This is a genomic window from Escherichia coli, assembly GCF_036503815.1.
Classification (GTDB): Bacteria; Pseudomonadota; Gammaproteobacteria; order Enterobacterales; family Enterobacteriaceae; genus Escherichia; species Escherichia coli_F.
In genome coordinates this window covers 1,654,674-1,679,041 of sequence record NZ_AP027764.1, presented here as the reverse complement: position 1 = coordinate 1,679,041, position 24,368 = coordinate 1,654,674, and the positions used below count along the sequence as shown (strand labels likewise).

The following is a 24,368-nucleotide window of genomic DNA, read 5'->3' as shown; positions in this document are numbered from 1 at the left end:
GTCATCGATAAAAACCCTGCCGTCTGGGCAAAATCATTACTCCCTTTCTGCCACGCCACGCTGCTTAGCCGCATCGTCGCTGATATTGCTGCCACCGTCTTCAATTTCCACCGAATGGGGCTCGTGATAATAATTCAGATCTAATGCTGGCGTGCTATGAACAGCAACACTTAGCTACTGTTTCCGGCAATGGAATCGATCGCACCATCGTTACTTACGTTACCGATAACCATCGTTTTATTGGCAGCGATGTCAAATCTGACCTGACTTGAATCAATGAACATGAAGCCTCCCGCCACCGCCGATGATGCATCGCCATAGCCTGCTGCGCTGTTGTTCTGCTCCACTAAAACACCGTTGTTCTGGCTGTCGCTGTCATCAACTGAAATATCAATAAGATAGGAAGCCGTCGCGCTATTGGTATAAATTGCCCCGCCATAACCTTCGGCAGTGTTATTTGTAAAGGCGGTGTTATTTATTATCGTATAACCTGATGGATGCTTGCTGTCGCTATTATTATCAGTGATATCGGACGCCATCACTGTAACTTGTTGATGTATATGCCTGGTTATTATTAAAAACATCATCACTTAAATAGACATCATTATTGATGTTATAAAGTGCACCGCCTTTGCCGTCATTAGCGATGTTATTGAGAAATACGGCGTTAGTGATACGTAAATCGGCGGCACCAGTATCGTTGGTACCGGCAGAATAGATTGCTCCGCCATAGCCCCCAGCAACATTACTGTCGAAAATAACATTCGCAATATTTATCGTTGAGTTTTCTTTAGCAAAGATAGCTCCGCCATTATTATATTCGCCACTAATCGAGTTATTAGCAAACAGAGTCATCCCTGTTTCATTTTGTGGCAATATCGTAAATTCAGCACTTTGCTGCAAAAATACGGCGCCACCGCTGGCATTATTGGCCATACCCGAAAAAATCACCCATTGCCCATCGGCGATGCTCCAGTCCTGCGTAATGCCTGAAAGGCTTTGCCTGCTGGCCTGACAACTCGCTTTGATATCATATCCCTGGCATGAATCCAAAACCTCCGCGACACTGTTAACAGAGAAAAGAGATGCAATCATTGACGGGAGTAAAGATAAATACTCCTTGCGTAGAAAGATAATCCGCATATTCATCTAACCATCATTTTCTATAAAACGGCGTATTTAATCGCATTATGCGCTATGGGGTATATTTCTTTTGTAAATTGTACAACCCGGCGCAATGACTATTTTGTTATTATTTGATGAATAATATCAGTGTGTCATAATTCAAATTAATAACCTTAAGGTAAATCGGTTATATTTAAACTGAATTAAAGTAATAAATAATATTCTCATAATATATGCAAAAGTAACAAATTGGCTTGGTATTTAACAATAACCGAATAGAAAACAACCATTTCCGACTCAACAATCGCTTACATTCGCTTATATATTGACCACAACTGATACATCAGATTATGTGATGATTCGTGCTTAGATCAATTTTGGCAATCATTAGCAACAAGATTAATAAACCATCTATATCAATTTACCCATACTATTCTGCCGTTCAAGAAATCGCCGAACAGTTATTTTTAACAAATTTTTCTCTTCCCATTGACTTTCCCGGACACCTTGTCTGACCTAAGGTGCGCGAAAGCCACTTTTTCCTTCCTGAGTTATCCACAAAGTTATGCACTTGCAAGAGGGCCATTTTCACACTATCTTGCAGTGAATCCCAAACATACCCCCTATATATAGTGTTCTTAGCAGCTTCCCTCACTACAGGTAGTCTGCATGAAGCTATTGCGGAAAGAATTCCAAAAACAGGTACGACATACATGAATCAGAATCTGCTGGTGACAAAGCGCGACGGTAGCACAGAGCGCATCAATCTCGACAAAATCCATCGCGTTCTGGATTGGGCGGCAGAAGGACTGCATAACGTTTCGATTTCCCAGGTCGAGCTGCGCTCCCACATTCAGTTTTATGACGGTATCAAGACCTCTGACATCCACGAAACCATTATCAAGGCTGCCGCAGACCTGATCTCCCGTGATGCGCCAGATTATCAGTATCTCGCCGCGCGCCTGGCAATTTTCCACCTGCGTAAAAAAGCCTATGGCCAGTTTGAGCCGCCTGCGCTGTACGACCACGTGGTGAAAATGGTCGAGATGGGCAAATACGATAATCATCTGCTGGAAGACTACACGGAAGAAGAGTTCAAGCAGATGGACACGTTTATCGATCACGACCGTGATATGACCTTCTCTTATGCTGCCGTTAAGCAGCTGGAAGGCAAATATCTGGTACAGAACCGCGTGACCGGCGAAATCTATGAGAGCGCCCAGTTCCTCTATATTCTGGTTGCGGCGTGCCTGTTCTCGAACTACCCGCGTGAAACGCGCCTGCAATACGTGAAGCGTTTTTACGACGCGGTTTCCACATTTAAAATTTCGCTGCCGACGCCAATCATGTCCGGCGTGCGTACCCCGACTCGTCAGTTCAGCTCCTGCGTACTGATCGAGTGCGGCGACAGCCTGGATTCCATCAACGCCACCTCCAGCGCGATTGTTAAATACGTTTCCCAGCGTGCCGGGATCGGCATCAACGCCGGGCGTATTCGTGCGCTGGGTAGCCCGATTCGCGGTGGCGAAGCATTCCACACCGGTTGTATTCCGTTCTACAAACATTTCCAGACAGCGGTGAAATCCTGCTCTCAGGGCGGTGTGCGCGGCGGTGCGGCAACACTGTTCTACCCTATGTGGCATCTGGAAGTGGAAAGCCTGCTGGTGTTGAAAAACAACCGTGGGGTTGAAGGCAACCGCGTGCGTCATATGGACTACGGGGTACAAATCAACAAACTGATGTATACCCGTCTGCTGAAAGGTGAAGATATCACCCTGTTCAGCCCGTCCGACGTACCGGGGCTGTACGACGCGTTCTTCGCCGATCAGGAAGAGTTTGAACGCCTGTACACCAAATATGAGAAAGACGACAGCATCCGCAAGCAGCGTGTGAAAGCCGTTGAGCTGTTCTCGCTGATGATGCAGGAACGTGCGTCTACCGGTCGTATCTATATTCAGAACGTAGACCACTGCAACACCCACAGCCCGTTTGATCCGGCTATTGCACCAGTGCGCCAGTCTAACCTGTGCCTGGAAATCGCCCTACCGACCAAACCACTGAACGACGTCAACGACGAGAACGGTGAAATCGCGCTGTGTACGCTGTCTGCTTTCAACCTGGGCGCAATTAATAGCCTGGATGAACTGGAAGAGCTGGCGATTCTGGCAGTACGCGCACTCGACGCGCTGCTGGATTATCAGGATTACCCGATCCCGGCCGCCAAACGTGGAGCGATGGGTCGTCGTACGCTGGGTATTGGTGTGATCAACTTCGCTTACTACCTGGCGAAGCACGGTAAACGCTACTCCGACGGCAGCGCCAACAACCTGACGCATAAAACCTTCGAAGCCATTCAGTATTACCTGCTGAAAGCGTCTAATGAGCTGGCGAAAGAGCAAGGCGCGTGCCCGTGGTTTAACGAAACCACTTACGCGAAAGGGATCCTGCCGATCGATACCTATAAGAAAGATCTGGATGCCATCGCTAATGAGCCGCTGCATTACGACTGGGAAGCACTGCGTGAGTCAATCAAAACGCACGGCCTGCGTAACTCCACGCTTTCTGCTCTGATGCCGTCAGAGACTTCTTCGCAGATCTCTAACGCCACTAACGGTATTGAACCGCCGCGTGGTTACGTCAGCATCAAAGCGTCGAAAGACGGTATTCTGCGCCAGGTGGTGCCGGACTACGAGCATCTGCACGACGCCTATGAGCTGCTGTGGGAAATGCCGGGTAACGATGGCTACCTGCAACTGGTGGGTATCATGCAGAAATTTATCGATCAGTCGATCTCTGCTAACACCAACTACGATCCGTCACGTTTCCCGTCAGGAAAAGTGCCGATGCAGCAGTTGCTGAAAGACCTGCTCACCGCCTACAAATTCGGGGTTAAAACGCTGTATTATCAGAACACCCGTGACGGTGCAGAAGACGCACAAGACGATCTGGTGCCGTCAATCCAGGACGATGGCTGCGAAAGCGGCGCATGTAAGATCTGATATTGAGATGCCGGATGCGGCGTGAACGCCTTATCCGGCCTACGGCTCGGTTTGTAGGCCTGATAAGACGCGCCAGCGTCGCATCAGGCACAGGATGCGGCGTAAAATGCCTTATCCGGCATTAAACTCCCAACAGGACACATTCATGGCATATACCACCTTTTCTCAGACGAAAAATGATCAGCTGAAAGAACCGATGTTCTTTGGTCAGCCGGTCAACGTGGCTCGCTACGATCAGCAAAAATATGACATCTTCGAAAAGCTGATCGAAAAGCAGCTCTCTTTCTTCTGGCGTCCGGAAGAAGTTGACGTTTCTCGTGACCGTATCGATTACCAGGCACTGCCTGAACACGAAAAACACATCTTTATCAGCAACCTGAAATATCAGACGTTGCTGGACTCCATTCAGGGTCGCAGCCCGAACGTGGCGCTGCTGCCGCTGATCTCGATCCCGGAACTGGAAACCTGGGTTGAAACCTGGGCGTTCTCAGAAACGATTCATTCCCGCTCCTATACCCATATCATCCGTAATATCGTTAACGATCCGTCGGTTGTGTTTGACGATATCGTCACTAACGAGCAGATCCAGAAACGTGCGGAAGGGATCTCCAGCTATTACGATGAACTGATCGAAATGACCAGCTACTGGCACCTGCTGGGCGAAGGCACCCACACCGTCAACGGTAAAACCGTGACCGTTAGCCTACGTGAGCTGAAGAAAAAACTGTATCTCTGCCTGATGAGCGTTAACGCACTGGAAGCCATTCGCTTCTACGTCAGCTTTGCTTGTTCCTTTGCCTTTGCAGAACGCGAACTGATGGAAGGTAACGCCAAGATTATTCGCCTGATTGCCCGTGACGAAGCCCTGCACCTGACCGGTACGCAGCATATGCTGAATCTGCTGCGCAGCGGCGCGGATGATCCGGAGATGGCGGAAATTGCCGAAGAATGTAAGCAGGAGTGCTATGACCTGTTCGTCCAGGCGGCACAGCAAGAGAAAGACTGGGCGGATTATCTGTTCCGTGACGGTTCGATGATTGGTCTGAATAAAGACATTCTCTGCCAGTACGTTGAATACATCACCAATATCCGCATGCAGGCAGTCGGTTTGGATCTGCCGTTCCAGACACGCTCCAACCCGATCCCGTGGATCAACACCTGGCTGGTGTCTGATAACGTACAGGTTGCTCCGCAGGAAGTGGAAGTCAGTTCTTATCTGGTCGGGCAGATTGACTCGGAAGTGGACACCGACGATTTGAGTAACTTCCAGCTCTGATGGCTCGCGTTACCCTGCGCATCACTGGCACACAACTGCTGTGCCAGGATGAACACCCTTCCCTTCTGGCGGCGCTGGAATCCCACAATGTGGCGGTTGAGTACCAGTGCCGCGAAGGTTACTGCGGTTCCTGTCGCACACGCCTTGTTGCAGGCCAGGTGGACTGGATTGCCGAACCGTTAGCCTTTATTCAGCCGGGGGAAATTTTGCCCTGTTGTTGCCGGGCAAAAGGCGATATTGAAATCGAGTTGTGATCGGGTACTTGTGCCAGATGCGACGCTTACGCGTCTTATCTGGCCTACGTGATTACATGGCGTAGTAATACGCTTTAACCTGCTCCCAGTCCGCTTTAGGGATCGGCTCCAGATATTTTTCCAGCTGGCGGAAATCATGATTAATCGCTTTATGCCGACGTAAGCGGCGACGACTTTTCTCCAAATCAAGAAAACCAGCTTCTACCATACCTTCTGTTTTCACATAGATGTGGCGAACGTAACAACAGCCATGCTGACGATTAACGCTATGCATTTTCTTAAACGCCATCGCCACAGCTTTCAACATGGCTTGCCGAACATCGTCAGAATAAGGCGTTACTGCATGCTGGGCATACCAGTCAGCAATACTTATGAACCCCGCCATATCTTCCGTCACCAGCAACGCGCGCCATTCACCCTCAATTTTCACCGCTTCACCAAAAACGATTTTCGGCACAATGACACCAGCCCGTTCCAGTTCTTTAATTACCGCAACCTCACGGACAATCGTCGGTCGACCGAACGGATAACGTACGGAATGAAACAGATGATGCGTCATGCGCTTCACATACAGCTTTTTGCCATTGCGCTCGACGCATTGCACCCCGCTCATCCCATTACGGCGATAGTTAGGCTCTTCAACCCAGTCGCCCTCTGTTGCCCACCAGTGATTAAATTCATCGTGCTTTGCTGAAACTGCCATACCCTATCGCCTGTCATTTTTTATTAACGACAATGACTATAGGTGGTTACCTGCGAAAAATCTTAATGAAACGTGTCGTATTAATGAATTTCTTTTGCCACTACTAGCGCGACACCGCTTTTACCCTTCATTTGCAGCGCATAGACTCCACTAGCCACTACCACTAATAGTGCGCCCAGCAAATAAAATGTGAATTTAATCAGGCGGATACAGCGATGAATTTTATTCGACAGGGATTAGGCATCGCCTTATTACCAGAGTTAACGCTGAAAACCATTGCAGGTGAATTGTGTTCCGTTCCTCACGAACCAACCTTCTATCGACAGATTTCGTTGCTGGCTAAAGAAAAGCCGGTAGAAGGCAGTCCACTGTTTTTACTACAAACGTGTACGGAACAACTCGTGGTGAGTGGAAAAATTTGATGTAAGACATGAGATTGATGACAAATGTAAGACTGCCTGATTCGCCACACTTAGTTGGCCTGTAGTCTTTACCAGGCGTAATAATTCGTTTTCACCTGATTTTGGCCCACTTTGTGAATTGGCGATATATATTTATCCAGTTGGGAGAAGTGACAATGACTCCAGGTAGAAACCGGTATGAAGCGCCCGACTCACTGTCAAAACCGATTGTTGAGAGTAATGACACTCCGGCGAACAGTACACAGTTTACTCTGGAGCCATTCTCAATCTTCAAGTGGGATACCTAATAACTAGTCAGGGAAGTTATCAATATCTGTTTGTTACTTATTACCGTATTTATTAACAATAATGATACTTTCTAACATGCGTAAAGGTCTTCGTAATAAAATGAGCTAAATTTGATAGTGAATATATTCTGCAAAGATTAAATTGTATCTTGTTAACTCACACTACAAGGAATCATTTATGCCAAATACATCTATTCACTTATCTCGCTGTAATATTTTACAAAATAATAAATTGCAAACAGCAGAAATTTACAAAGAATCACAACAAACCGCGAAACTTGAGATTTTTTGCAATGAGTTTCTAAAAATATCTCAAAGTAGATTCGGGTTATCAACCTCAGCAGACAACATAGCTAATTTATTGGCTTTTTTCACGAAAGCCTCAGATGAAATTGATAGTATCAAAACACAAAAAATTGACGTTCACAGTTATGGTTTCGTACCAATAAGACATTTTGTCGAGCATGTCATAACGTATAAAAATGAATTTGCAGAAGATTATGAACCCTATACCCTTACCTTTACCCTAGGTGAAAACAACGAAGGTGTTTTGAGTATCGAAAGCAAAGAAGGGTTTCTTTCAGAAAGAACAATAAATTTAAATGAATATGAAACTGCAATTAACATCATCAATGAGCATGTTGCAAAAGAAAATATCAATAACAAGATCCAAACATTGACAGACAAAGACACACCAAAAATAACCAACTCTGACAAAATTTATAAATTTATCCACGAGTTAAATATAAGAACTCAACTTTACAGCAAGCAAAAAGAATATACAGACCTGCTACTACATTCTGAGAAAAATACAGAATGGTACAAATACACATCCTCCGAGGAACGCTATGATGTATTTAAGAATTCTTCTAAAAAAATTGAAAACACCTACAAGCAAATTGTGCAAGCGCAGAAAAAATTGAAGCAAATGAAATACATCAATAAATTAAGTGGTGAGCTTATCGATATCGCCGACAAAAAGTTAGCACCATTAATAAATGATAGTTTCAGCTATACACGAGATTTCTTTGCTTACTCAAAACAGGAAAAAAATATCTTCACATTTGATAATTCTAAGTTTGTAGATCCAAAGGAAAAAGAAGGTTTAATGGTACAACACAGCAATGGGCAACTGGTTATTACAGGTAAATATTGCCCTGAAGGGGTGCAAACAGCATTCACCCAAGAACAATATGATAAATTAATAAGATACATTAATATTTTCTTTACCTTTCCGAAATTCGAATAATACTTTACAGTATAAACTGCATTACAATTTATTATTGAGACCTATTCATACTGTTTAAAGAGTAACAATGCCCAGTGTTAGCTTTTTTAACGAATGAGTTTTGCGAAAATTATGTTGGCATCTTTTACAGGATGCACCCGTTAATGAAAAGAATAACCGGTAGTAGCATTATTTCGCTTTAGCAGAGGATGGCGCATGAACGCCATCCTGCAGTAGCATTACTCTTTATTAAGGAATTTTACTGCCTTATCAGGGAAATCAGTAAACAGCCCATTTACACCCGCTTTGTTATACAGAGCATCATATAACTGATTCACATCAGTAGTGTATTCAGGCAGCTTATCTGACCGCACGGTGTAAGGATGTACTACCAGTTTATTCTGCTGAGCATCTTGCACCATGCCAGTGAGTTTGATATTACCTGGCTGCGATGTCTCCTCAATCAACATATGATAATCCGGACCAATACCATCAGCATATTCCGCCACCTGTTTCATGGCCCCGGGCTTAAACATCCAGTCGTAGTTGTAATTGACCCAGCTTCCGTCTGGCTGTTTCTGCTGCGTTTCATTCCAGTCGGTATAGGCAATCAACTGTACCAGATTGAGGTCCATGGCCATTTTGGGTTCCAGCTCATTTTTAATGCGCTTCAGTTCATCAACATCAAAACATTGCAAATAAACTTTGTCGTCCTTGCCGGTGTAACCATATTTCTTCAGCACTTCCAGCGTTTTTGCTGCAATATCCTTCCCTTCCTGATGATGGAACCACGGCGCTTTAATTTCTGGATAGATACCGATATTTTTGCCGGTTGAGTGATTCAACCCCTGAACAAATTCAATCTCTTCTTCAAAGGTGTGCACCCGGAAGTCAGACTTACCCATCGGGAAACGCCCCGGATAAGTCTGTACTTTCTTACCGTTTTCAATATCGAAACCTTCGGTAAATTTCAGCGACTTAATTTCATCCAGCGTAAAATCTATCGCGTAGTAACGGCCATCTTTACGCGCCCGATCCGGGAAACGATCGGCGACATCGGTTACCCGGTCAAGATAGTGGTCATGCAGAACGACCAGATGATCATCCTTCGTCATCACCAAATCCTGTTCAAGATAATCTGCCCCCTGCGCATACGCCATCGCTTTTGCTGGCAGCGTATGCTCCGGTAAATATCCACTGGCACCGCGATGGGCGATGACTATTTTTTCGTTGCTATCCGCCGCCATTGCACTGCTTCCCATGATCATTCCACTCATCATGATCGCCATGCTAAGGTTTTTCAGCGTCAATTTCATGCCATTAGCCTCCATTGCGTTTTTGCAGTAATTCCTGATGGCGACGTTTTTCGCCAATCATCACAACTATCAACAGGATAACCGCCAGGATGCTGCCGCCAATCATTACCATAAAGCCGCCATCCCAGCCGAAGAAGTCCACGGTGTAACCAACAATCGCGCTCGCCGCCACCGAACCGCCCAGGTAACCAAACAGACCGGTAAAGCCCGCTGCCGTACCTGCCGCTTTTTTCGGTGCCAGTTCCAGCGCATGCAGACCGATCAGCATCACAGGGCCGTAGATCAGGAAGCCGATAACAATCATACAAATCATATCGACGTTGGGATTGCCCGCCGGGTTCATCCAGTAAACGATAGTTGCGATGGTCACCAGTGTCATAAAGAAGACGCCGGTTGCCCCACGGTTACCGCGGAAGACTTTATCCGACATCCAGCCGCATAACAGGGTGCCCGGAATGCCCGCATATTCATAAAGGAAGTAGGCCCAGGAGGATTTATCCAGCGCGAAATGCTTAACTTCTTTCAGGTAGGTCGGTGACCAGTCGAGGATGCCGTAACGCAGCAGATAAACGAACACGTTGGCGATGGCGATGTACCACAGCAGTTTGTTCGGCAGCACGTACTGCATGAAAATTTGCTTTGCGGTCAGCTCCTGTTCCGCTTTTTCGTTATAGTCGTCCGGATAATCGTTTTTGTACTCTTCGATCGGCGGCAAGCCACAGGATTGTGGGGTATCGCGCATCATCGCAAAGGCGAATAGTGCCACCAGAATGGCGCAGAAAGCGGGCATATAGAGGGCCGCGTGCCAGTCATTGAACCAGGCCATCCCCAGCAGGAACAGCAGCGGCGGAATACCACCACCGACGTTGTGCGCACAGTTCCACACCGACACAATGCCGCCACGTTCTTTCTGCGACCACCAGTGCACCATAGTACGACCACACGGCGGCCACCCCATCCCCTGGAACCAACCGCAGAGGAACAACAGTACAAACATCACCGCAATGCTCGATGTCGCCCATGGCACAAAGCCCATAAACAGCATCACTGCCGCCGCCAGAATCAAACCTGCGGGGAGGAAAACGCGCGGATTCGAGCGATCCGACACCGAACCCATGATGAATTTCGAAAATCCATAGGCGATCGAGATCCCAGAAAGCGCGAAACCTAAATCACCGCGTGAGAATCCCTGCTCCACCAGGTAAGGCATAGCGAGCGCAAAGTTCTTACGAACCAAATAGTAAGCAGCATAGCCAAAGAATATCCCCAGGAAAATTTGCCAGCGCAATCGACGATAAGTCGGATCGATCTCCGCGTCAGGTAAGCGCGCTTTGTGTGGCGCCGGTTTAAAAATACTCAACATTGAAAGCCTCCGTGGCCCGTGGTCTTATTTATGATTAACAGCCTGATTCAGTGGGAGAACCTGCCGTTTCTTGAGTTGCCGCGATGTTAAGAAAACATTCAGAAATTAAATGTGAATTGCCGCACACATTATTAAATAAGATTTACAGAATGTTCAAAATGACGCATGAAATCACGTTTCACTTTCGAATTATGATCGAATATGCGCGAAATCAAACAATTCATGTTTTTACTATGGCTAAATGGTAAAAAACGAACTTTAGAGGGATAACAATGAAAACTCGCGACTCGCAATCAAGTGACGTGATTATCATTGGCGGCGGCGCAACGGGAGCCGGGATTGCCCGCGACTGTGCCCTGCGCGGGCTGCGCGTGATTTTGGTTGAGCGCCACGACATCGCAACGGGAGCCACCGGGCGTAATCACGGGCTACTGCACAGCGGCGCACGCTATGCGGTAACGGATGCGGAATCGGCCCGCGAATGTATTAGTGAAAACCAGATTTTAAAACGCATTGCGCGTCACTGTGTCGAACCAACCAACGGCCTGTTTATCACCCTGCCGGAAGATGATCTCTCCTTCCAGGCGACTTTTATTCGTGCTTGCGAAGAGGCTGGAATCAGTGCTGAAGCCATTGATCCGCAGCAAGCACGCATTATCGAACCTTCCGTTAACCCGGCACTGATTGGCGCGGTAAAAGTTCCGGATGGCACTGTTGACCCATTTCGCCTGACCGCAGCGAACATGCTCGATGCGAAAGAACACGGTGCCATTATCCTCACCGCGCACGAAGTGACAGGTCTGATTCGTGAAGGCGCGACGGTGTGTGGCGTTCGTGTACGTAACCATCTCACTGGCGAAATTCAGGCACTTCATGCGCCTGTCGTGGTTAATGCCGCCGGGATCTGGGGGCAACATATTGCGGAATATGCCGATCTGCGCATTCGCATGTTCCCGGCGAAAGGGTCGCTTCTGATTATGGATCACCGCATTAATCAGCATGTGATCAACCGTTGCCGTAAACCTTCTGACGCCGATATTCTGGTGCCTGGCGATACCATTTCGCTGATTGGCACCACCTCTTTACGTATTGATTACAACGAGATTGACGATAATCGAGTGACGGCAGAAGAAGTGGATATTCTGCTGCGTGAAGGGGAAAAACTGGCCCCCGTGATGGCGAAAACGCGTATTTTGCGGGCTTACTCTGGCGTGCGTCCGCTGGTTGCCAGCGATGACGACCCGAGCGGACGTAACGTCAGCCGTGGCATCGTGCTGCTCGATCATGCTGAACGCGATGGTCTGGACGGATTTATCACCATCACCGGTGGCAAACTGATGACCTATCGGCTGATGGCGGAATGGGCTACCGATGCGGTATGTCGCAAGCTGGGCAATACGCGCCCCTGTACGACCGCCGATCTGGCACTTCCAGGTTCACAGGAACCCGCTGAAGTTACCTTGCGTAAAGTCATCTCCCTGCCTGCCCCGCTGCGCGGTTCTGCGGTTTATCGTCATGGCGATCGCACGCCTGCCTGGCTTAGCGAAGGCCGTCTGCACCGCAGCCTGGTATGTGAGTGCGAAGCGGTAACTGCGGGTGAAGTGCAGTACGCAGTAGAAAATTTAAACGTTAACAGCCTGTTGGATTTACGTCGTCGCACCCGTGTGGGGATGGGAACCTGCCAGGGCGAGCTCTGCGCCTGCCGCGCTGCCGGACTGCTACAGCGTTTTAACGTCACGACGTCCGCGCAATCTATCGAGCAACTTTCCACCTTCCTTAACGAACGCTGGAAAGGCGTGCAACCCATCGCCTGGGGAGACGCATTGCGCGAAAGCGAGTTTACCCGTTGGGTTTATCAGGGACTTTGTGGTCTGGAGAAGGAGCAAAAAGATGCGCTTTGATACTGTCATTATGGGCGGCGGGCTCGCCGGATTACTCTGCGGCCTGCAACTGCAAAAACACGGACTGCGCTGTGCCATTGTTACGCGTGGTCAAAGCGCGCTGCATTTTTCATCCGGATCGCTGGATTTGCTGAGCAATCTGCCTGACGGTCAGCCGGTGACAGACATTCACAGTGGACTGGAATCTTTGTGTCATCAGGCACCTGCCCATCCATACTCTCTTCTCGGGCCACAACGCGTGCTCGATCTCGCTTGTCAGGCACAGACATTAATCGCTGAAAGCGGTGCGCAATTACAGGGCAGCGTAGAGCTGGCTCACCAGCGAGTTACGCCGCTCGGTACTCTGCGCTCTACCTGGCTAAGTTCGCCAGAAGTCCCCGTCTGGCCGCTGCCCGCGAAGAAAATTTGTGTAGTGGGAATTAGCGGCCTGATGGATTTTCAGGCGCATCTTGCGGCGGCTTCATTGCGCGAACTGGATCTTAATGTTGAAACCGCAGAAATAGAGCTGCCAGAACTGGATATCCTGCGCAATAACGCCACCGAGTTCCGCGCGGTGAATATCGCCCGTTTCCTTGATAACGAAGAAAACTGGCCTCTGTTAATTGATGCGCTTATTCCTGTCGCCAATACCAGTGAAATGATCCTGATGCCCGCCTGCTTCGGCATGGCTGATGACAAACTCTGGCGGTGGCTGAACGAGCAATTGCCCTGTTCATTAATGTTACTGCCGACATTACCACCTTCAGTGCTGGGCATTCGTCTGCAAAACCAGTTACAGCGCCAGTTTGTGCGCCAGGGGGGCGTGTGGATGCCGGGCGATGAAGTGAAAAAAGTGACCTGTAAAAATGGCGTAGTGAATGAAATCTGGACGCGCAATCACGCCGATATCCCGCTGCGCCCACGATTTGCGGTGCTTGCGAGCGGCAGTTTCTTTAGCGGCGGACTGGTGGCAGAACGTGACGGCATTCGCGAGCCGATTCTCGGCCTTGATGTGCTACAAACCGCCACGCGGGGTGAATGGTATAAGGGCGATTTTTTTGCGCCGCAGCCGTGGCAGCAGTTCGGTGTCACCACTGATGAGGCGCTACGCCCGTCGCAGGCGGGGCAAACCATTGAGAACCTGTTTGCCATCGGTTCGGTGCTGGGCGGATTTGATCCCATCGCCCAGGGATGCGGCGGCGGTGTTTGTGCCGTCAGTGCTTTACATGCCGCTCAACAAATTGCCCAACGCGCAGGAGGCCAACAATGAACGACACCAGCTTCGAAAACTGCATTAAGTGCACCGTCTGCACCACCGCCTGCCCGGTGAGCCGGGTGAATCCCAGCTATCCAGGGCCAAAACAAGCCGGGCCGGATGGCGAGCGTCTGCGTTTAAAAGATGGCGCACTGTATGACGAGGCACTGAAATATTGTATTAACTGCAAACGTTGCGAAGTCGCCTGCCCGTCCGATGTGAAGATTGGCGATATCATCCAGCGCGCGCGGGCGAAATATGACACCACGCGCCCGTCGCTGCGCAATTTTGTGTTGAGTCATACCGACCTGATGGGTAGCGTTTCCACGCCGTTTGCTCCAATCGTCAACACCGCTACCTCGCTGAAACCAGTGCGGCAGTTGCTTGATGCGGCGTTAAAAATCGATCATCGCCGCACGCTACCGAAATACTCCTTCGGTACGTTTCGTCGCTGGTATCGCAGCGTGGCGGCTCAGCAAGCGCAATATAAAGACCAGGTGGCTTTCTTTCACGGCTGCTTCGTTAACTACAACCATCCGCAGTTAGGTAAAGATTTAATTAAAGTGCTCAACGCGATGGACACCGGCGTACAACTGCTGAGCAAAGAAAAATGCTGCGGCGTGCCGCTCATCGCCAACGGTTTTACCGATAAAGCACGTAAACAAGCAATCACGAATGTAGAGTCGATCCGCGAAGCGGTAGGGGTAAAAGGCATTCCGGTGATTGCCACCTCCTCAACCTGTACATTTGCCCTGCGTGACGAATACCCGGAAGTGCTGAATGTCGACAACAGAGGCTTGCGCGATCATATCGAACTGGCGACCCGCTGGCTGTGGCGCAAGCTGGACGAAGGTAAAACGTTACCGCTGAAAACGCTGCCGCTAAAAGTGGTTTACCACACCCCGTGCCATATGGAAAAAATGGGCTGGACGCTCTACACCCTGGAGCTGTTGCGTAAAATCCCGGGGCTTGAGTTAACGGTGCTGGATTCCCAGTGCTGCGGTATTGCCGGAACTTACGGTTTCAAAAAAGAGAACTACCCAACCTCACAAGCCATCGGCGCACCACTGTTCCGCCAGATAGAAGAGAGCGGGGCAGATCTGGTGGTCACCGACTGCGAAACCTGCAAATGGCAGATTGAGATGTCCACGAGCCTTCGCTGCGAGCACCCGATTACGCTGCTGGCCCAGGCGCTGTCTTAATCTTCCTTGTGATGCCCGGTAAACGCATTGCTTATCGGGCATTTTTGCGTACGTGATTCCGCATCCAGTGTATGCGTTGCATCGCTTTGAAAATTCTTCTGAAAACGTCTCGCAAAGGCAGAAACTGGCAGATGTCATTGTTTCGAGATCCCCGTAATGTCGCGTCATCATAAATATCAGGTGACGGACAACCATGACCGAATCAACAACCTCCTCCCCGCATGATGCGGTGTTTAAAACCTTTATGTTCACACCCGAAACCGCACGGGATTTTCTCGAAATACATCTACCAGAGCCGCTGCGCAAGCTTTGCAACCTGCAAACCTTACGCCTGGAACCCACCAGTTTTATTGAAAAAAGTTTACGCGCTTACTACTCGGATGTTTTGTGGTCCGTGGAAACCAGCGACGGTGACGGCTATATCTACTGCGTGATTGAACATCAAAGTTCTGCGGAAAAGAATATGGCTTTTCGGCTAATGCGCTATGCCACCGCCGCCATGCAGCGTCACCTTGACAAAGGCTATGACAGAGTCCCGCTGGTGGTGCCGTTGCTGTTTTATCATGGCGAAACCTCGCCCTACCCATACTCACTTAACTGGCTGGATGAGTTTGACGATCCGCAACTTGCCCGGCAGTTGTACACCGAAGCTTTTCCGTTGGTGGATATCACCATCGTACCTGACGATGAGATCATGCAACATCGGCGTATAGCTCTGCTTGAACTGATTCAAAAGCATATTCGCGACCGCGATTTAATCGGTATGGTCGACAGGATCACCACGCTTTTGGTTAGAGGCTTCACTAATGACAGCCAGCTACAAACGCTGTTTAATTATCTGCTGCAATGCGGCGATACCTCCCGTTTCACCCGTTTTATTCAGGAGATTGCCGAACGTTCACCACTACAAAAGGAGAGATTAATGACTATTGCTGAACGGCTGCGGCAGGAAGGACACCAAATTGGCTGGCAGGAAGGTAAAATTGAAGGTTGGCAGGAGGGGAAATTGGAGGGTTTGCAGAAAGGCAAAGTAGAAGGTATGCATGAACAAGCCATTAAAATTGCCTTGCGCATGCTGGAACAGGGCTTTGAACGTGAGATTGTGCTGGCGACAACCCAACTCACTGATGCTGATATTCCGAACTGTTATTAAAAGGAGAGATTGATGACTATTGCTGAACGGCTACGGCAGGAAGGGCATCAAATTGGCTGGCAGGAGGGCATGCATGAACAAGCCATTAAAATTGCTTTGCGCATGCTGGAACAGGGCATTGATCGTGACCTGGTGCTCGCTGCCACCCAGCTAAGCGAAGCCGATCTGGCAGCGAATAACCACTAATTAACACAGGCCCACAGCCGATCCCCATGGGCCTTTGATATCAATAACTACCTTTTATGCGTGGCCCATTTTTGCCTGATTTAAACATCGCCAGTCGTTGATCCAGGGCATCGCTGTAGAGCATCGTGTCAACGCCAACAGCGACAAAGTTCGCTCCCCACGCCAGGCATTGCTGCGCCATATCAGGAGCCACAGCCAGAAAACCAGCCGCTTTACCCGCAGCACGGATCCGCCGAATACTGGTTTCAATAATTCGCTGCACTTCCGGGTGCCCGGCGTTATCCGGGTAGCCCAACGAGGCAGAAAGATCCGCAGGTCCAATAAACACGCCGTCAATCCCTTCGACGTCGAGGATTTCGTCCAGGTTATCCAGTGCTGTTTTACTTTCCACCTGCACCAACAGACAAAGCGAATCGTTGACTTGCGCCATGTAATTCTCAATGCGTCCCCAGCGCGCAGCCCGTGCCACACTGGCCCCGACACCACGCTCACCGTAGGGAGGATAGCGCGTGGCAGACACCACCTGACGTGCCTGATCGGCAGTATCGACCATCGGGATCAGTAGAGTTTGCGCGCCAATATCCAGGACTTGTTTAATCAGCGACTTACTGGCTTCCACCGGACGGATCACGGGTTGGCTGGCATAGGGCGCTACCGCCTGTAGCTGGTGATAAAGATCCTGAATGGTGTTTGGCGCGTGCTCCCCGTCAATCAGCAACCAGTCATAACCGGAGGTGGCGGCAATTTCTGCCATATAAGAAGTAGTCGAGCTTAACCACAGACCAATTTGCACTTCGCCCTTGCGTAAACGTTCTTTAAAGGGATTGGTTAATAATGCGTTCATGGTGTTCCTTAACCTATTAATGATGTGCCACGTCGGTCTGCGCAACAGTGCGATTTACACGCAGAGTGAAAATAATCAGCGAACCGATGACCGCCACCGCTGCCAGCGTCAGTAATCCAGCCGCATCGCTGGCAAACAACGTTTCTGCTTTCACGCGCAGGATCGGGGCAATAAACCCGCCCACTGCACCAAACAGGTTTACAAAACCAATCCCCGCCGCCAGCGCCGTACCGGAAAGCAGTTGTGTCGGCATCGTCCAGAACACCGGCTGCACGGCAATAAACCCGATGGCTGCAACACACAGCGCTACGATCGCCAGTACTGGAGAAAGCAGCCCGGAGAGACCAATACCAATGCCCGCCGCCAGTAATGTCAGCGCCGCGACATTACGCCGTTCGCCGGTTTTATCGGAATAGCGCGGAATAAGCCAGGTCCCAAACAAGGCCGCGACCCACGGAATGGCGGTGACCACCGACGCCGTAAAGCCCACTTTTGTCCCCAACAATGCAGCAACCTGCGTCGGCAGGAAGAAAATTAATCCGTAAACCGCCACCTGAATGGTCAGGTAGATAATCGCCAGTTGCCAGACTCGCCCATTACGCAGCGCATCGCTCAGTCGAGAAGTCACTTTCTGTTGTTCTTCACTTGCCAGTTGGTTGATAAGCAACGTTTTTTCTTCTTTACTCAGAAAACGAGTCTGCTCCGGCGTGTCATCAAGCCAAAAGAATGTGAATACACCAGCGCCGACTGCCAGCAATCCTTCAATCACAAACATCCAGAACCAGCCGGGATGCCCCATAAATCCATGCATCTCCAGCAGCGCGCCGGAAAGCGGTGATCCCAGTGTTAACGCCAACGGTGCGCCCATATAGAACAGCCCCATAATGCTGGCGCGATTACGCTGCGGAAACCATTGCGAGGTGAGATAAATCATACCAGGGAAGAACCCGGCCTCCGCAGCACCAAGCAGAGTGCGAACGATCAGAAATTTCGCTTCAGTATCGGCCCATGCCATGGCTGCCGAAAGAAATCCCCACAGCAGTGTTGTCGTACCAATCCAGGTTCTTGCCCCCAGTTTGCGCATCAAAAGATTCGCCGGAACACCCAGAAACGCATATACCACAAAAAAAATGCCTGCTCCCAGCGCATAAGCTTCATTACTCAGCCCGGTATCAATCTGGTAGGTCTGTTTGGCAAAACCGATATTCGAACGGTCGAGAAACGCCAGCACATACAGCGCCAACATAAACGGAATTAAACGCGCACGGTTTTTCTTCACCACGGCGTCAAGCAAAGCGGTGCTCATAAAAAGCTCCTTAAAATATGTGGGCGTTACCGTTGTCACAGCAACGCCCGGAATGATTAGTGGCTGTAGGGGCGTTTCAAATTGCAGTCACGATTGAGCTCGACGCCGAAACCGGGTTTATCAAGCACTGATTTATGAATACGACCATTCACCGGCACTGGCTCATTAAGCAGAATCGGATCAAATTGCGGACGCATCGTTGAACAATCCGGGCTGGTCATCAGGAATTCGCTGAATGGCGTATTGGTGAAGGTGATCACCGCATGGTGAGAGTAAACAGACGAACCGTGCGGCACCACCAGTTGCCCTCTGGATTTGGCGATTGCGGCAATTTCCACCAGCGTGGTTAAGCCACCGCACCAGCCAACATCCGGCTGCATAATGTCGATACCGGTTTCTGAAAGCGTACGGAAAGATTGCAGTGTGCCGTGATGCTCACCGCTGGTGACCATCATTCCGACTGGCGCGTTGCGTTTCAGTTCGCGATAACCTTCATACTGCTGTGGCGGCAGGCACTCTTCGATCCATTTCAGGTTATAGGGCGCGCAAGCGTGGGCCAGTTTGGTGGCATAGTTCACGTCCTGACTCATCCAGCAGTCGAGCATTAACCAGAAATCCTCACCGCATTTTTCACGCATATCCGCGACCATAGCGGCATCTTTGCGGATCCCCGCATCGCCATCATGTGGCCCCCAGTGCGTCGGCATTTTGCCACCGATAAAGCCCATCTCTTTTGCCAGATCCGGACGCGCACCTGTGGCGTAGAACTGAATCTCATCACGAACTGCGCCGCCTAAAAGTTTATAAACCGGAAGCCCGACCACTTTGCCGAACAGATCCCACAGAGCCAGATCGACACAGGAAATCGTATTCATCACCAGGCCACCAGAGCCGGAGTAATACAGGGTGGCATTGAGCATTTGATCGTGGATCAGTTTGATATCACTGACACATTTACCCTCAATGAAACGGTTAAGGTGTTTTTCGACAATAAAACAGCCCATTTCACCGGCTGTCGAAACGGCGAATCCGGTCTGGCCGTTTTCTGCTTCGACTTCAACAATCAACGTGCCAAGAACGTTAATGCCAAATGACTGGCGTGACTGCTCGTAATCGCGGTATTTACTCATCGGGGTGGCAATATGATCGTCAATCCAGTGATTCGCCCCCTGGTCGTGATAATCACCGCCGCCAGCGCCTTTTTCTGCTGTCGCACCGCCAGTAAACCAGGCGCGAACCTGTTTGATTTTTGGTAGGGTCATGCTGTTCTCCATTGTTATGAGGCCTGTAAGTCAAAGGGACTTTTCCATCCCAACAGACGTGAAATATCCCTGGCGCAGGCAATGGCCTTGCCCGCCAGATAATCACGGTATTCTTCATTGATTTGTAAGCGGGTACCGACCACCGAGATCGCAGCGGTAAGCTCGTTATTGGCGTTAAACACCGGCGCAGCGACACAACGGACATCGGCGTAATCTTCGCCGTTGTCATAGCTCCAGCCCTGACGGCGAATACGCGCCAGTTCTTCGTGAAGTTGCTGTGGATGAGTAATCGTTGTGGGTGTCACCTGCTCCCAGACCAGCCCTTCGATAATACTTTGCTGTACAGCTGCAGGTTGCCAGGCTAGCAGGCATTTACCTATTCCGGAGCGATAAAGCGAAAGGCTTTTTCCTTCATGGGAACGCACGCTGATAGTGGCTGATGACTCCACTTTCAAAATGTAATAAGCGCTGCCGTTATCAATAATCCCCAGGTGACATAACAGCCCGGTGGTATCCATCAGTTGCGTCAAACGCGGTCGAGCCAGTTCCCGGAGATCCATCTTGCTTAACGCATGACCGGAAAGCTCCACCAGCTTGGTCCACAAACAAAAATTTTCCTGGTGATCAAGGCTAAGAAAACGCTGACGCCTGAGTTCATTAAGCAGCAAATAGGCCGTGCTTTTAGGGATCCCCAATGTGTCAATGATCGTCGCAGCACTACAGGGGCCAATGCGGGCAATCAAATTGAGAATATCAATAGCCCGTGTCAGGGCGGGAACTTTGCTTGATTCCAACATACTGGACTCCAGTCTTAGATACTGGAATCAGTCTCGTTGCTCAGGGGGAGTAAAATTGTGAAGCGCATCAAATCCCGCACCTCGTCCAGCGGGCTGGAGAAATTACGCACAAATTTGTGAATCAGCGCACGGATTTTTTCTTATTGAGTACAACAGGTTGGACAAATTTTGCCGGAGGGGGAATGTGCCGGTGCAGTAAACCGGCACGGAGTGGCGGAATCAGACAGATAAAGTCATGGACTCAACAACCTCAATCCAGCCATGCTCACTGGCGATGTCCTGACCGTTTAACCAACGGCGCAGCATATTCAGTGCCATCATTGCGCACACTTCCTGACGGATAGCCAGGCTGTAGCGCGTAGTGCTGAAACGCACACGCAGAGCGAAAGTGCCGTCTGGCGAGGCTAGCGCAAAGTTGAGATGTTCGTTCTCGAAACCAGAAACAGCCAGTGCCAGCCCGGCAAAATGGTTGGCACGCCGTTCTGTAATCCAGTGCGCAGTTTGCGCCAGGGTTTCTTCCTGTGAAGGAACTACTTCACACGCCAGCAATGGAGCACCTGCGCGAGAAAGTTGCAAAGCCAATAAACCACCGGTGAATTGCTCGCTCAACGTCAGGCTGAACTGGCGGCTCTGCAATTCGCGACTGATCTGCGCGGGCAGTCCTTCGGTGCCTTCGAAAATCACGCTCTGTCCGGCAACACGTTTAACGTCCAGCCACAGTTTTTCCATCGCCTGTTGCTCACTTGCCGGTCCGGTCAGCTTAAGTTCAATTATCGGCATCGAGGAGCGATAGCCCATCGTTACGCCCGGCGGCAATTGCAGGGAGTCCAGGCTTTGCGCCAGATCGCTTTCCGAACGACCGAAGGTAGTCAAACGCAGACAAACCGGCGGCTGCGGTAAAGAAAAACGCTCGCGCAGGCGCGGCAGGATTTCGTGCTCGACCATCACCTTAAATTCTGACGGTACGCCGGGGGTAAAGAACATCAGGCAACGATTAAGCTGCACGGCAAAACCACAGGCGGTGCCTACCGGGTTATTGATAAATTCAGCACTGGCTGGCAGCTCCGCCTGTTTACGGTTGCTCGGCGCCATTACGCGACCACGTTCGCGGAAATAGCGTTCCATCTCTTTGAGCCAGGCCTCATGCAGCACCAGGCCTTCTCCTTTTGCAGTCGCAGCGGCGAGTGCGCTTAAATCATCACTGGTCGGCCCCAGCCCGCCGTTCACAATCAGCACATCGGCGTGCTGACTACGTTCACGAAGAATGGTCACTAAGTCATCGAGGTTATCCCCCACCGTATTACGGCGAGATAATGGCAACCCCTGATGAAAGAAAAAATCGGCCAGCCAGGCAGCGTTAGTGTCAACGATTTGCCCGTGTAACACTTCATCCCCGGTGGATAACATTTCCACTGTTAACATGGTTATCTCCTGCTTTTGTTATCGAATCACTATAACGCAAAGGGAGATAAGGCGTAGTAAGAAACTGAATGGCGCGACAGAATGCCGCGCCGGAAGGCATCAGAAACTGGCGTTAACCCCAACATATGGACCGTCAGCCACGGCGTTGTCGCGGTTACCATCTTTACCCGACAGATTCAGATAGCGATAACCCGCCTCAATACTGACTGGACGCATAATGGTGTAACGCGCACCAGCATTCGCTTCCTCATAACTTTGAATACCGCTGGAGAGCGAATCTGGAGAGTAGTAATACTCGCCAAACAAACGGAAGCTGTTGCCAATTTTCCACTGCAAACCACCACCAACAGCAGCGGCATAGCCTTCATCACCATCATTCGGATTGGTATAAATACCTTTACCGCCAACGGTCGCCATTAACGGACCAAGAGGCAGATTCAACCCCAGCCCCACACCCGCGACGTCACCGTCGTCGTCGTTATGTGTCCAGTTACCGCTTAACGCCAGGCCCGTCGATTCCGTACCAAAACCGACACCAATATTGGTGTATTCTTTACCCGCCTGACCGCTGATACTCATTGCATTGACCGATGCAGAAACCAACAGCATTCCGGCCAGACCTGCTAGCGCAATTTTTTTCATTTTCCCCTCTCCCACAAGCAATAAATCAAAATTCCCAAAGCTGCGGGATTGTACTGCCTGGCGCTGAGGATTCAATGAGCGAAAAAAGGGATCTAGTCACTTATTGTAACTAAATACTTCTTAAATAATTAAACGCCGAAAAAATAAACACACCTTATCGATACACACAAAAATAATAATAAGTACAGTTATCATCGCAAAAGAGATTACTGTCACTTTCACATATTTCTGAGTTACCGTATTCTCATGGTTTCTTTTTATTTATAAGGAATATCCCCGTGCGACAACGGACTATTGTTTGCCCTTTGATTCAAAATGATGGTGCTTATTTGCTGTGTAAAATGGCCGACGATCGCGGCGTTTTCCCCGGTCAATGGGCGCTTTCGGGTGGTGGCGTGGAGCCTGGCGAACGAATTGAAGAGGCACTACGCCGCGAAATTCGCGAAGAACTGGGAGAACAGCTGCTTTTGACAGAAATCACGCCGTGGACCTTCAGCGATGATATTCGCACCAAGACGTATGCAAATGGTCGCAAGGAAGAAATTTATATGATTTACCTGATCTTTGACTGTGTATCAGCCAACCGAGAAGTGAAAATAAACGAAGAGTTTCAGGACTACGCGTGGGTAAAACCTGAAGATCTGGTGCATTATGATTTGAATGTCGCCACCCGAAAAACGTTACGTTTGAAAGGTCTTCTGTAACAATGATGACAGCCATTACTGGCTGTCAGATTGAAAATTTAGTGGTTAACGAATTCCCCATCCAGATAAACTTTGCCTTTTTCTACATGCATGACTAAACCATCCAGATAATCAGGTTTAAATGTCGCATCACGCTTATCTTTAGCAATATATGTCAGGCAATGATTATGGGTAAAAATAACGATATTTTTATCAGGTGCTTTGCTTTGTAAGTCCTTAATTGCACTATAAATCTCATTACCGCACTGAAGAAGTCGTTTATCTACCGTCAGCTTTTTACCCGCTGAAAACCAGGTCGCCGACTGAATGGTCCGGACGGTATTACTGGAATAAAGATCGAAATCAGGGATATCAGCACTAAAAGCGTTGCCCAGTTCACGGGCATCCTGGGTACCTTTGACCGTAATACCTGTTTTATCTGACAAGCATTGATTGGTTGAACGATCGCAACGTTCAGCATGGCGAAACAAAACGACAACCGGGTGCTGCTGTGCCAGTCTGGCCAGTGTTTTATTGTCGATACGTGGCAAACCATTGCTACTCCAGGCGGCATGAGTACCCAGTCCGGCAATTGCAGCGAGCGCCAGTAAAATGATGAAATATTTTTTTGACTTCAACGAAGAGCGGCAAAAAGCTAACACGTAAACTCCACCTATAGACAAGCGCAACCAGACAATTACCGTGAAATTGAGCGACATTTCTGGCGATAATTAGCAGTTGGTGTAATATTAAAAATCCTACG

19 protein-coding genes and 5 pseudogenes are annotated in these 24,368 nt (G+C 49.5%); 11 read left to right on the top strand and 13 right to left on the bottom strand.

Annotation, left to right across the window (positions count from 1 at the left end; all coding sequences use genetic code 11):
• Positions 1-182: 182 nt before the first annotated feature.
• Positions 183-1,143: pseudogene (locus AABJ99_RS08080) on the bottom strand (hypothetical protein); the annotation flags it as partial.
• A 424-nt stretch (positions 1,144-1,567) separates the two neighbouring features.
• The gene (ypaB, locus tag AABJ99_RS08075) at positions 1,568-1,711 is read right to left on the bottom strand and encodes a protein YpaB (protein ID WP_001300064.1); all 144 of its coding nucleotides are present in this window, start codon (positions 1,709-1,711) and stop codon (positions 1,568-1,570) included.
• Positions 1,712-1,838: 127 nt separating this feature from the next.
• Here ypaB and nrdA point away from each other — a divergent pair, with 127 nt between their 5' ends.
• The 3 genes from nrdA (at position 1,839) to yfaE (ending at position 5,654) form a co-directional block, all read left to right on the top strand.
• Complete coding sequence (gene nrdA, locus AABJ99_RS08070) at positions 1,839-4,124, top strand: class 1a ribonucleoside-diphosphate reductase subunit alpha (protein WP_001075170.1); 2,286 nt, start codon at positions 1,839-1,841, stop codon at positions 4,122-4,124.
• A gap of 145 nt (positions 4,125-4,269) precedes the next feature.
• Positions 4,270-5,400 (top strand): class Ia ribonucleoside-diphosphate reductase subunit beta, encoded by a 1,131-nt coding sequence (nrdB, locus tag AABJ99_RS08060; RefSeq protein ID WP_000332037.1) that lies wholly within the window; start codon positions 4,270-4,272, stop codon positions 5,398-5,400.
• Positions 5,400-5,654, top strand: a complete 255-nt coding sequence (gene yfaE / locus AABJ99_RS08055; RefSeq protein WP_000135039.1) for a ferredoxin-like diferric-tyrosyl radical cofactor maintenance protein YfaE — start codon at positions 5,400-5,402, stop codon at positions 5,652-5,654. Before nrdB ends, yfaE begins: the two co-directional genes overlap by 1 nt.
• Before the next feature lie 52 nt (positions 5,655-5,706).
• Here the strand turns inward: yfaE and inaA are convergent, their stop codons facing one another.
• Both inaA and AABJ99_RS08045 read right to left on the bottom strand, forming a co-directional pair.
• Positions 5,707-6,357: a lipopolysaccharide kinase InaA gene (gene inaA, locus AABJ99_RS08050; RefSeq protein WP_039020265.1), complete on the bottom strand. Its 651-nt coding sequence runs from the start codon at positions 6,355-6,357 to the stop codon at positions 5,707-5,709.
• Positions 6,358-6,437: 80 nt separating this feature from the next.
• Positions 6,438-6,542: pseudogene (locus tag AABJ99_RS08045) on the bottom strand (hypothetical protein); the annotation flags it as partial.
• Here AABJ99_RS08045 and AABJ99_RS08040 point away from each other — a divergent pair.
• Positions 6,537-6,779, top strand: a pseudogene (locus AABJ99_RS08040) (LysR family transcriptional regulator); the annotation flags it as partial. The pseudogenes AABJ99_RS08045 and AABJ99_RS08040 sit on opposite strands and share 6 nt — an antisense overlap.
• Positions 6,780-7,244: 465 nt before the next feature.
• Positions 7,245-8,315, top strand: a pseudogene (locus tag AABJ99_RS08035) (hypothetical protein).
• Positions 8,316-8,533: 218 nt separating this feature from the next.
• Here AABJ99_RS08035 and glpQ read toward each other — a convergent pair.
• Both glpQ and glpT read right to left on the bottom strand, forming a co-directional pair.
• Positions 8,534-9,610 carry a glycerophosphodiester phosphodiesterase gene (gene glpQ / locus AABJ99_RS08030; RefSeq protein ID WP_039020269.1) on the bottom strand — a complete coding sequence of 359 codons (1,077 nt, stop codon included), beginning with the start codon at positions 9,608-9,610 and terminating at the stop codon, positions 8,534-8,536.
• A gap of 4 nt (positions 9,611-9,614) precedes the next feature.
• Positions 9,615-10,973, bottom strand: coding sequence for a glycerol-3-phosphate transporter (glpT, locus tag AABJ99_RS08025; protein WP_338387530.1), 1,359 nt, complete (start codon positions 10,971-10,973; stop codon positions 9,615-9,617).
• 272 nt (positions 10,974-11,245) lie between these two features.
• Between glpT and glpA the strand changes: the two genes are divergently transcribed.
• The 5 genes and pseudogenes from glpA to AABJ99_RS08000 form a co-directional block, all read left to right on the top strand.
• The gene (gene glpA, locus AABJ99_RS08020) at positions 11,246-12,874 is read left to right on the top strand and encodes an anaerobic glycerol-3-phosphate dehydrogenase subunit A (protein WP_000857270.1); all 1,629 of its coding nucleotides are present in this window, start codon (positions 11,246-11,248) and stop codon (positions 12,872-12,874) included.
• A complete protein-coding gene (glpB, locus tag AABJ99_RS08015; protein WP_039020261.1) occupies positions 12,864-14,123 on the top strand; it encodes a glycerol-3-phosphate dehydrogenase subunit GlpB in 1,260 nt (419 codons plus the stop codon). The genes glpA and glpB overlap by 11 nt, the downstream gene beginning before the upstream one ends.
• Positions 14,120-15,310 (top strand): anaerobic glycerol-3-phosphate dehydrogenase subunit GlpC, encoded by a 1,191-nt coding sequence (glpC, locus tag AABJ99_RS08010; protein WP_039020260.1) that lies wholly within the window; start codon positions 14,120-14,122, stop codon positions 15,308-15,310. Before glpB ends, glpC begins: the two co-directional genes overlap by 4 nt.
• Before the next feature lie 193 nt (positions 15,311-15,503).
• Positions 15,504-16,463, top strand: coding sequence for an ISNCY family transposase (locus tag AABJ99_RS08005; protein ID WP_000140577.1), 960 nt, complete (start codon positions 15,504-15,506; stop codon positions 16,461-16,463).
• Positions 16,464-16,649 (top strand): annotated as a pseudogene (locus AABJ99_RS08000) (hypothetical protein); the annotation flags it as partial. It abuts the gene before it with no gap.
• A 40-nt stretch (positions 16,650-16,689) separates the two neighbouring features.
• Here the strand turns inward: AABJ99_RS08000 and yfaU are convergent.
• The 6 genes from yfaU to yfaZ form a co-directional block, all read right to left on the bottom strand.
• The gene (gene yfaU / locus AABJ99_RS07995) at positions 16,690-17,493 is read right to left on the bottom strand and encodes a 2-keto-3-deoxy-L-rhamnonate aldolase (RefSeq protein WP_039020259.1); all 804 of its coding nucleotides are present in this window, start codon (positions 17,491-17,493) and stop codon (positions 16,690-16,692) included.
• 16 nt (positions 17,494-17,509) lie between these two features.
• Entirely contained in the window at positions 17,510-18,799 is a 1,290-nt protein-coding gene (gene yfaV, locus AABJ99_RS07990) for an MFS transporter (RefSeq protein WP_039020258.1), read from the bottom strand.
• A 56-nt stretch (positions 18,800-18,855) separates the two neighbouring features.
• Complete coding sequence (gene rhmD / locus AABJ99_RS07985) at positions 18,856-20,061, bottom strand: L-rhamnonate dehydratase (RefSeq protein WP_001389850.1); 1,206 nt, start codon at positions 20,059-20,061, stop codon at positions 18,856-18,858.
• Positions 20,062-20,075: 14 nt separating this feature from the next.
• Positions 20,076-20,858 carry an IclR family transcriptional regulator gene (gene yfaX / locus AABJ99_RS07980; protein ID WP_032184674.1) on the bottom strand — a complete coding sequence of 261 codons (783 nt, stop codon included), beginning with the start codon at positions 20,856-20,858 and terminating at the stop codon, positions 20,076-20,078.
• 219 nt (positions 20,859-21,077) lie between these two features.
• Positions 21,078-22,280 (bottom strand): nicotinamide mononucleotide deamidase-related protein YfaY, encoded by a 1,203-nt coding sequence (gene yfaY, locus AABJ99_RS07975; RefSeq protein ID WP_000958555.1) that lies wholly within the window; start codon positions 22,278-22,280, stop codon positions 21,078-21,080.
• Between the two features lie 99 nt (positions 22,281-22,379).
• Complete coding sequence (gene yfaZ, locus AABJ99_RS07970; RefSeq protein ID WP_032303432.1) at positions 22,380-22,922, bottom strand: YfaZ family outer membrane protein; 543 nt, start codon at positions 22,920-22,922, stop codon at positions 22,380-22,382.
• Positions 22,923-23,200: 278 nt separating this feature from the next.
• Between yfaZ and nudI the strand changes: the two genes are divergently transcribed.
• Entirely contained in the window at positions 23,201-23,626 is a 426-nt protein-coding gene (gene nudI, locus AABJ99_RS07965; RefSeq protein WP_039020257.1) for a nucleoside triphosphatase NudI, read from the top strand.
• Between the two features lie 38 nt (positions 23,627-23,664).
• Here nudI and ais read toward each other — a convergent pair whose 3' ends face one another.
• Entirely contained in the window at positions 23,665-24,267 is a 603-nt protein-coding gene (gene ais, locus AABJ99_RS07960) for a lipopolysaccharide core heptose(II)-phosphate phosphatase Ais (protein WP_001306469.1), read from the bottom strand.
• Positions 24,268-24,368 lie beyond the last annotated feature (101 nt).

What these genes read in the sequence shown, in the direction of transcription:
- yfaX (WP_032184674.1), bottom strand. Translation starts at nt 20,858, where the DNA reads ATGTTGGAATCAAGCAAAGTTCCCGCCCTGACACGGGCTATTGATATT.
- rhmD (WP_001389850.1), bottom strand. Translation starts at nt 20,061, where the DNA reads ATGACCCTACCAAAAATCAAACAGGTTCGCGCCTGGTTTACTGGCGGT.
- yfaV (WP_039020258.1), bottom strand. Translation starts at nt 18,799, where the DNA reads ATGAGCACCGCTTTGCTTGACGCCGTGGTGAAGAAAAACCGTGCGCGT.
- glpC (WP_039020260.1), top strand. Translation starts at nt 14,120, where the DNA reads ATGAACGACACCAGCTTCGAAAACTGCATTAAGTGCACCGTCTGCACC.
- nrdA (WP_001075170.1), top strand. Translation starts at nt 1,839, where the DNA reads ATGAATCAGAATCTGCTGGTGACAAAGCGCGACGGTAGCACAGAGCGC.
- inaA (WP_039020265.1), bottom strand. Translation starts at nt 6,357, where the DNA reads ATGGCAGTTTCAGCAAAGCACGATGAATTTAATCACTGGTGGGCAACA.
- ypaB (WP_001300064.1), bottom strand. Translation starts at nt 1,711, where the DNA reads ATGGCCCTCTTGCAAGTGCATAACTTTGTGGATAACTCAGGAAGGAAA.
- glpB (WP_039020261.1), top strand. Translation starts at nt 12,864, where the DNA reads ATGCGCTTTGATACTGTCATTATGGGCGGCGGGCTCGCCGGATTACTC.
- glpQ (WP_039020269.1), bottom strand. Translation starts at nt 9,610, where the DNA reads ATGAAATTGACGCTGAAAAACCTTAGCATGGCGATCATGATGAGTGGA.
- glpT (WP_338387530.1), bottom strand. Translation starts at nt 10,973, where the DNA reads ATGTTGAGTATTTTTAAACCGGCGCCACACAAAGCGCGCTTACCTGAC.
- nrdB (WP_000332037.1), top strand. Translation starts at nt 4,270, where the DNA reads ATGGCATATACCACCTTTTCTCAGACGAAAAATGATCAGCTGAAAGAA.
- glpA (WP_000857270.1), top strand. Translation starts at nt 11,246, where the DNA reads ATGAAAACTCGCGACTCGCAATCAAGTGACGTGATTATCATTGGCGGC.
- yfaY (WP_000958555.1), bottom strand. Translation starts at nt 22,280, where the DNA reads ATGTTAACAGTGGAAATGTTATCCACCGGGGATGAAGTGTTACACGGG.
- yfaZ (WP_032303432.1), bottom strand. Translation starts at nt 22,922, where the DNA reads ATGAAAAAAATTGCGCTAGCAGGTCTGGCCGGAATGCTGTTGGTTTCT.
- yfaE (WP_000135039.1), top strand. Translation starts at nt 5,400, where the DNA reads ATGGCTCGCGTTACCCTGCGCATCACTGGCACACAACTGCTGTGCCAG.
- yfaU (WP_039020259.1), bottom strand. Translation starts at nt 17,493, where the DNA reads ATGAACGCATTATTAACCAATCCCTTTAAAGAACGTTTACGCAAGGGC.
- AABJ99_RS08005 (WP_000140577.1), top strand. Translation starts at nt 15,504, where the DNA reads ATGACCGAATCAACAACCTCCTCCCCGCATGATGCGGTGTTTAAAACC.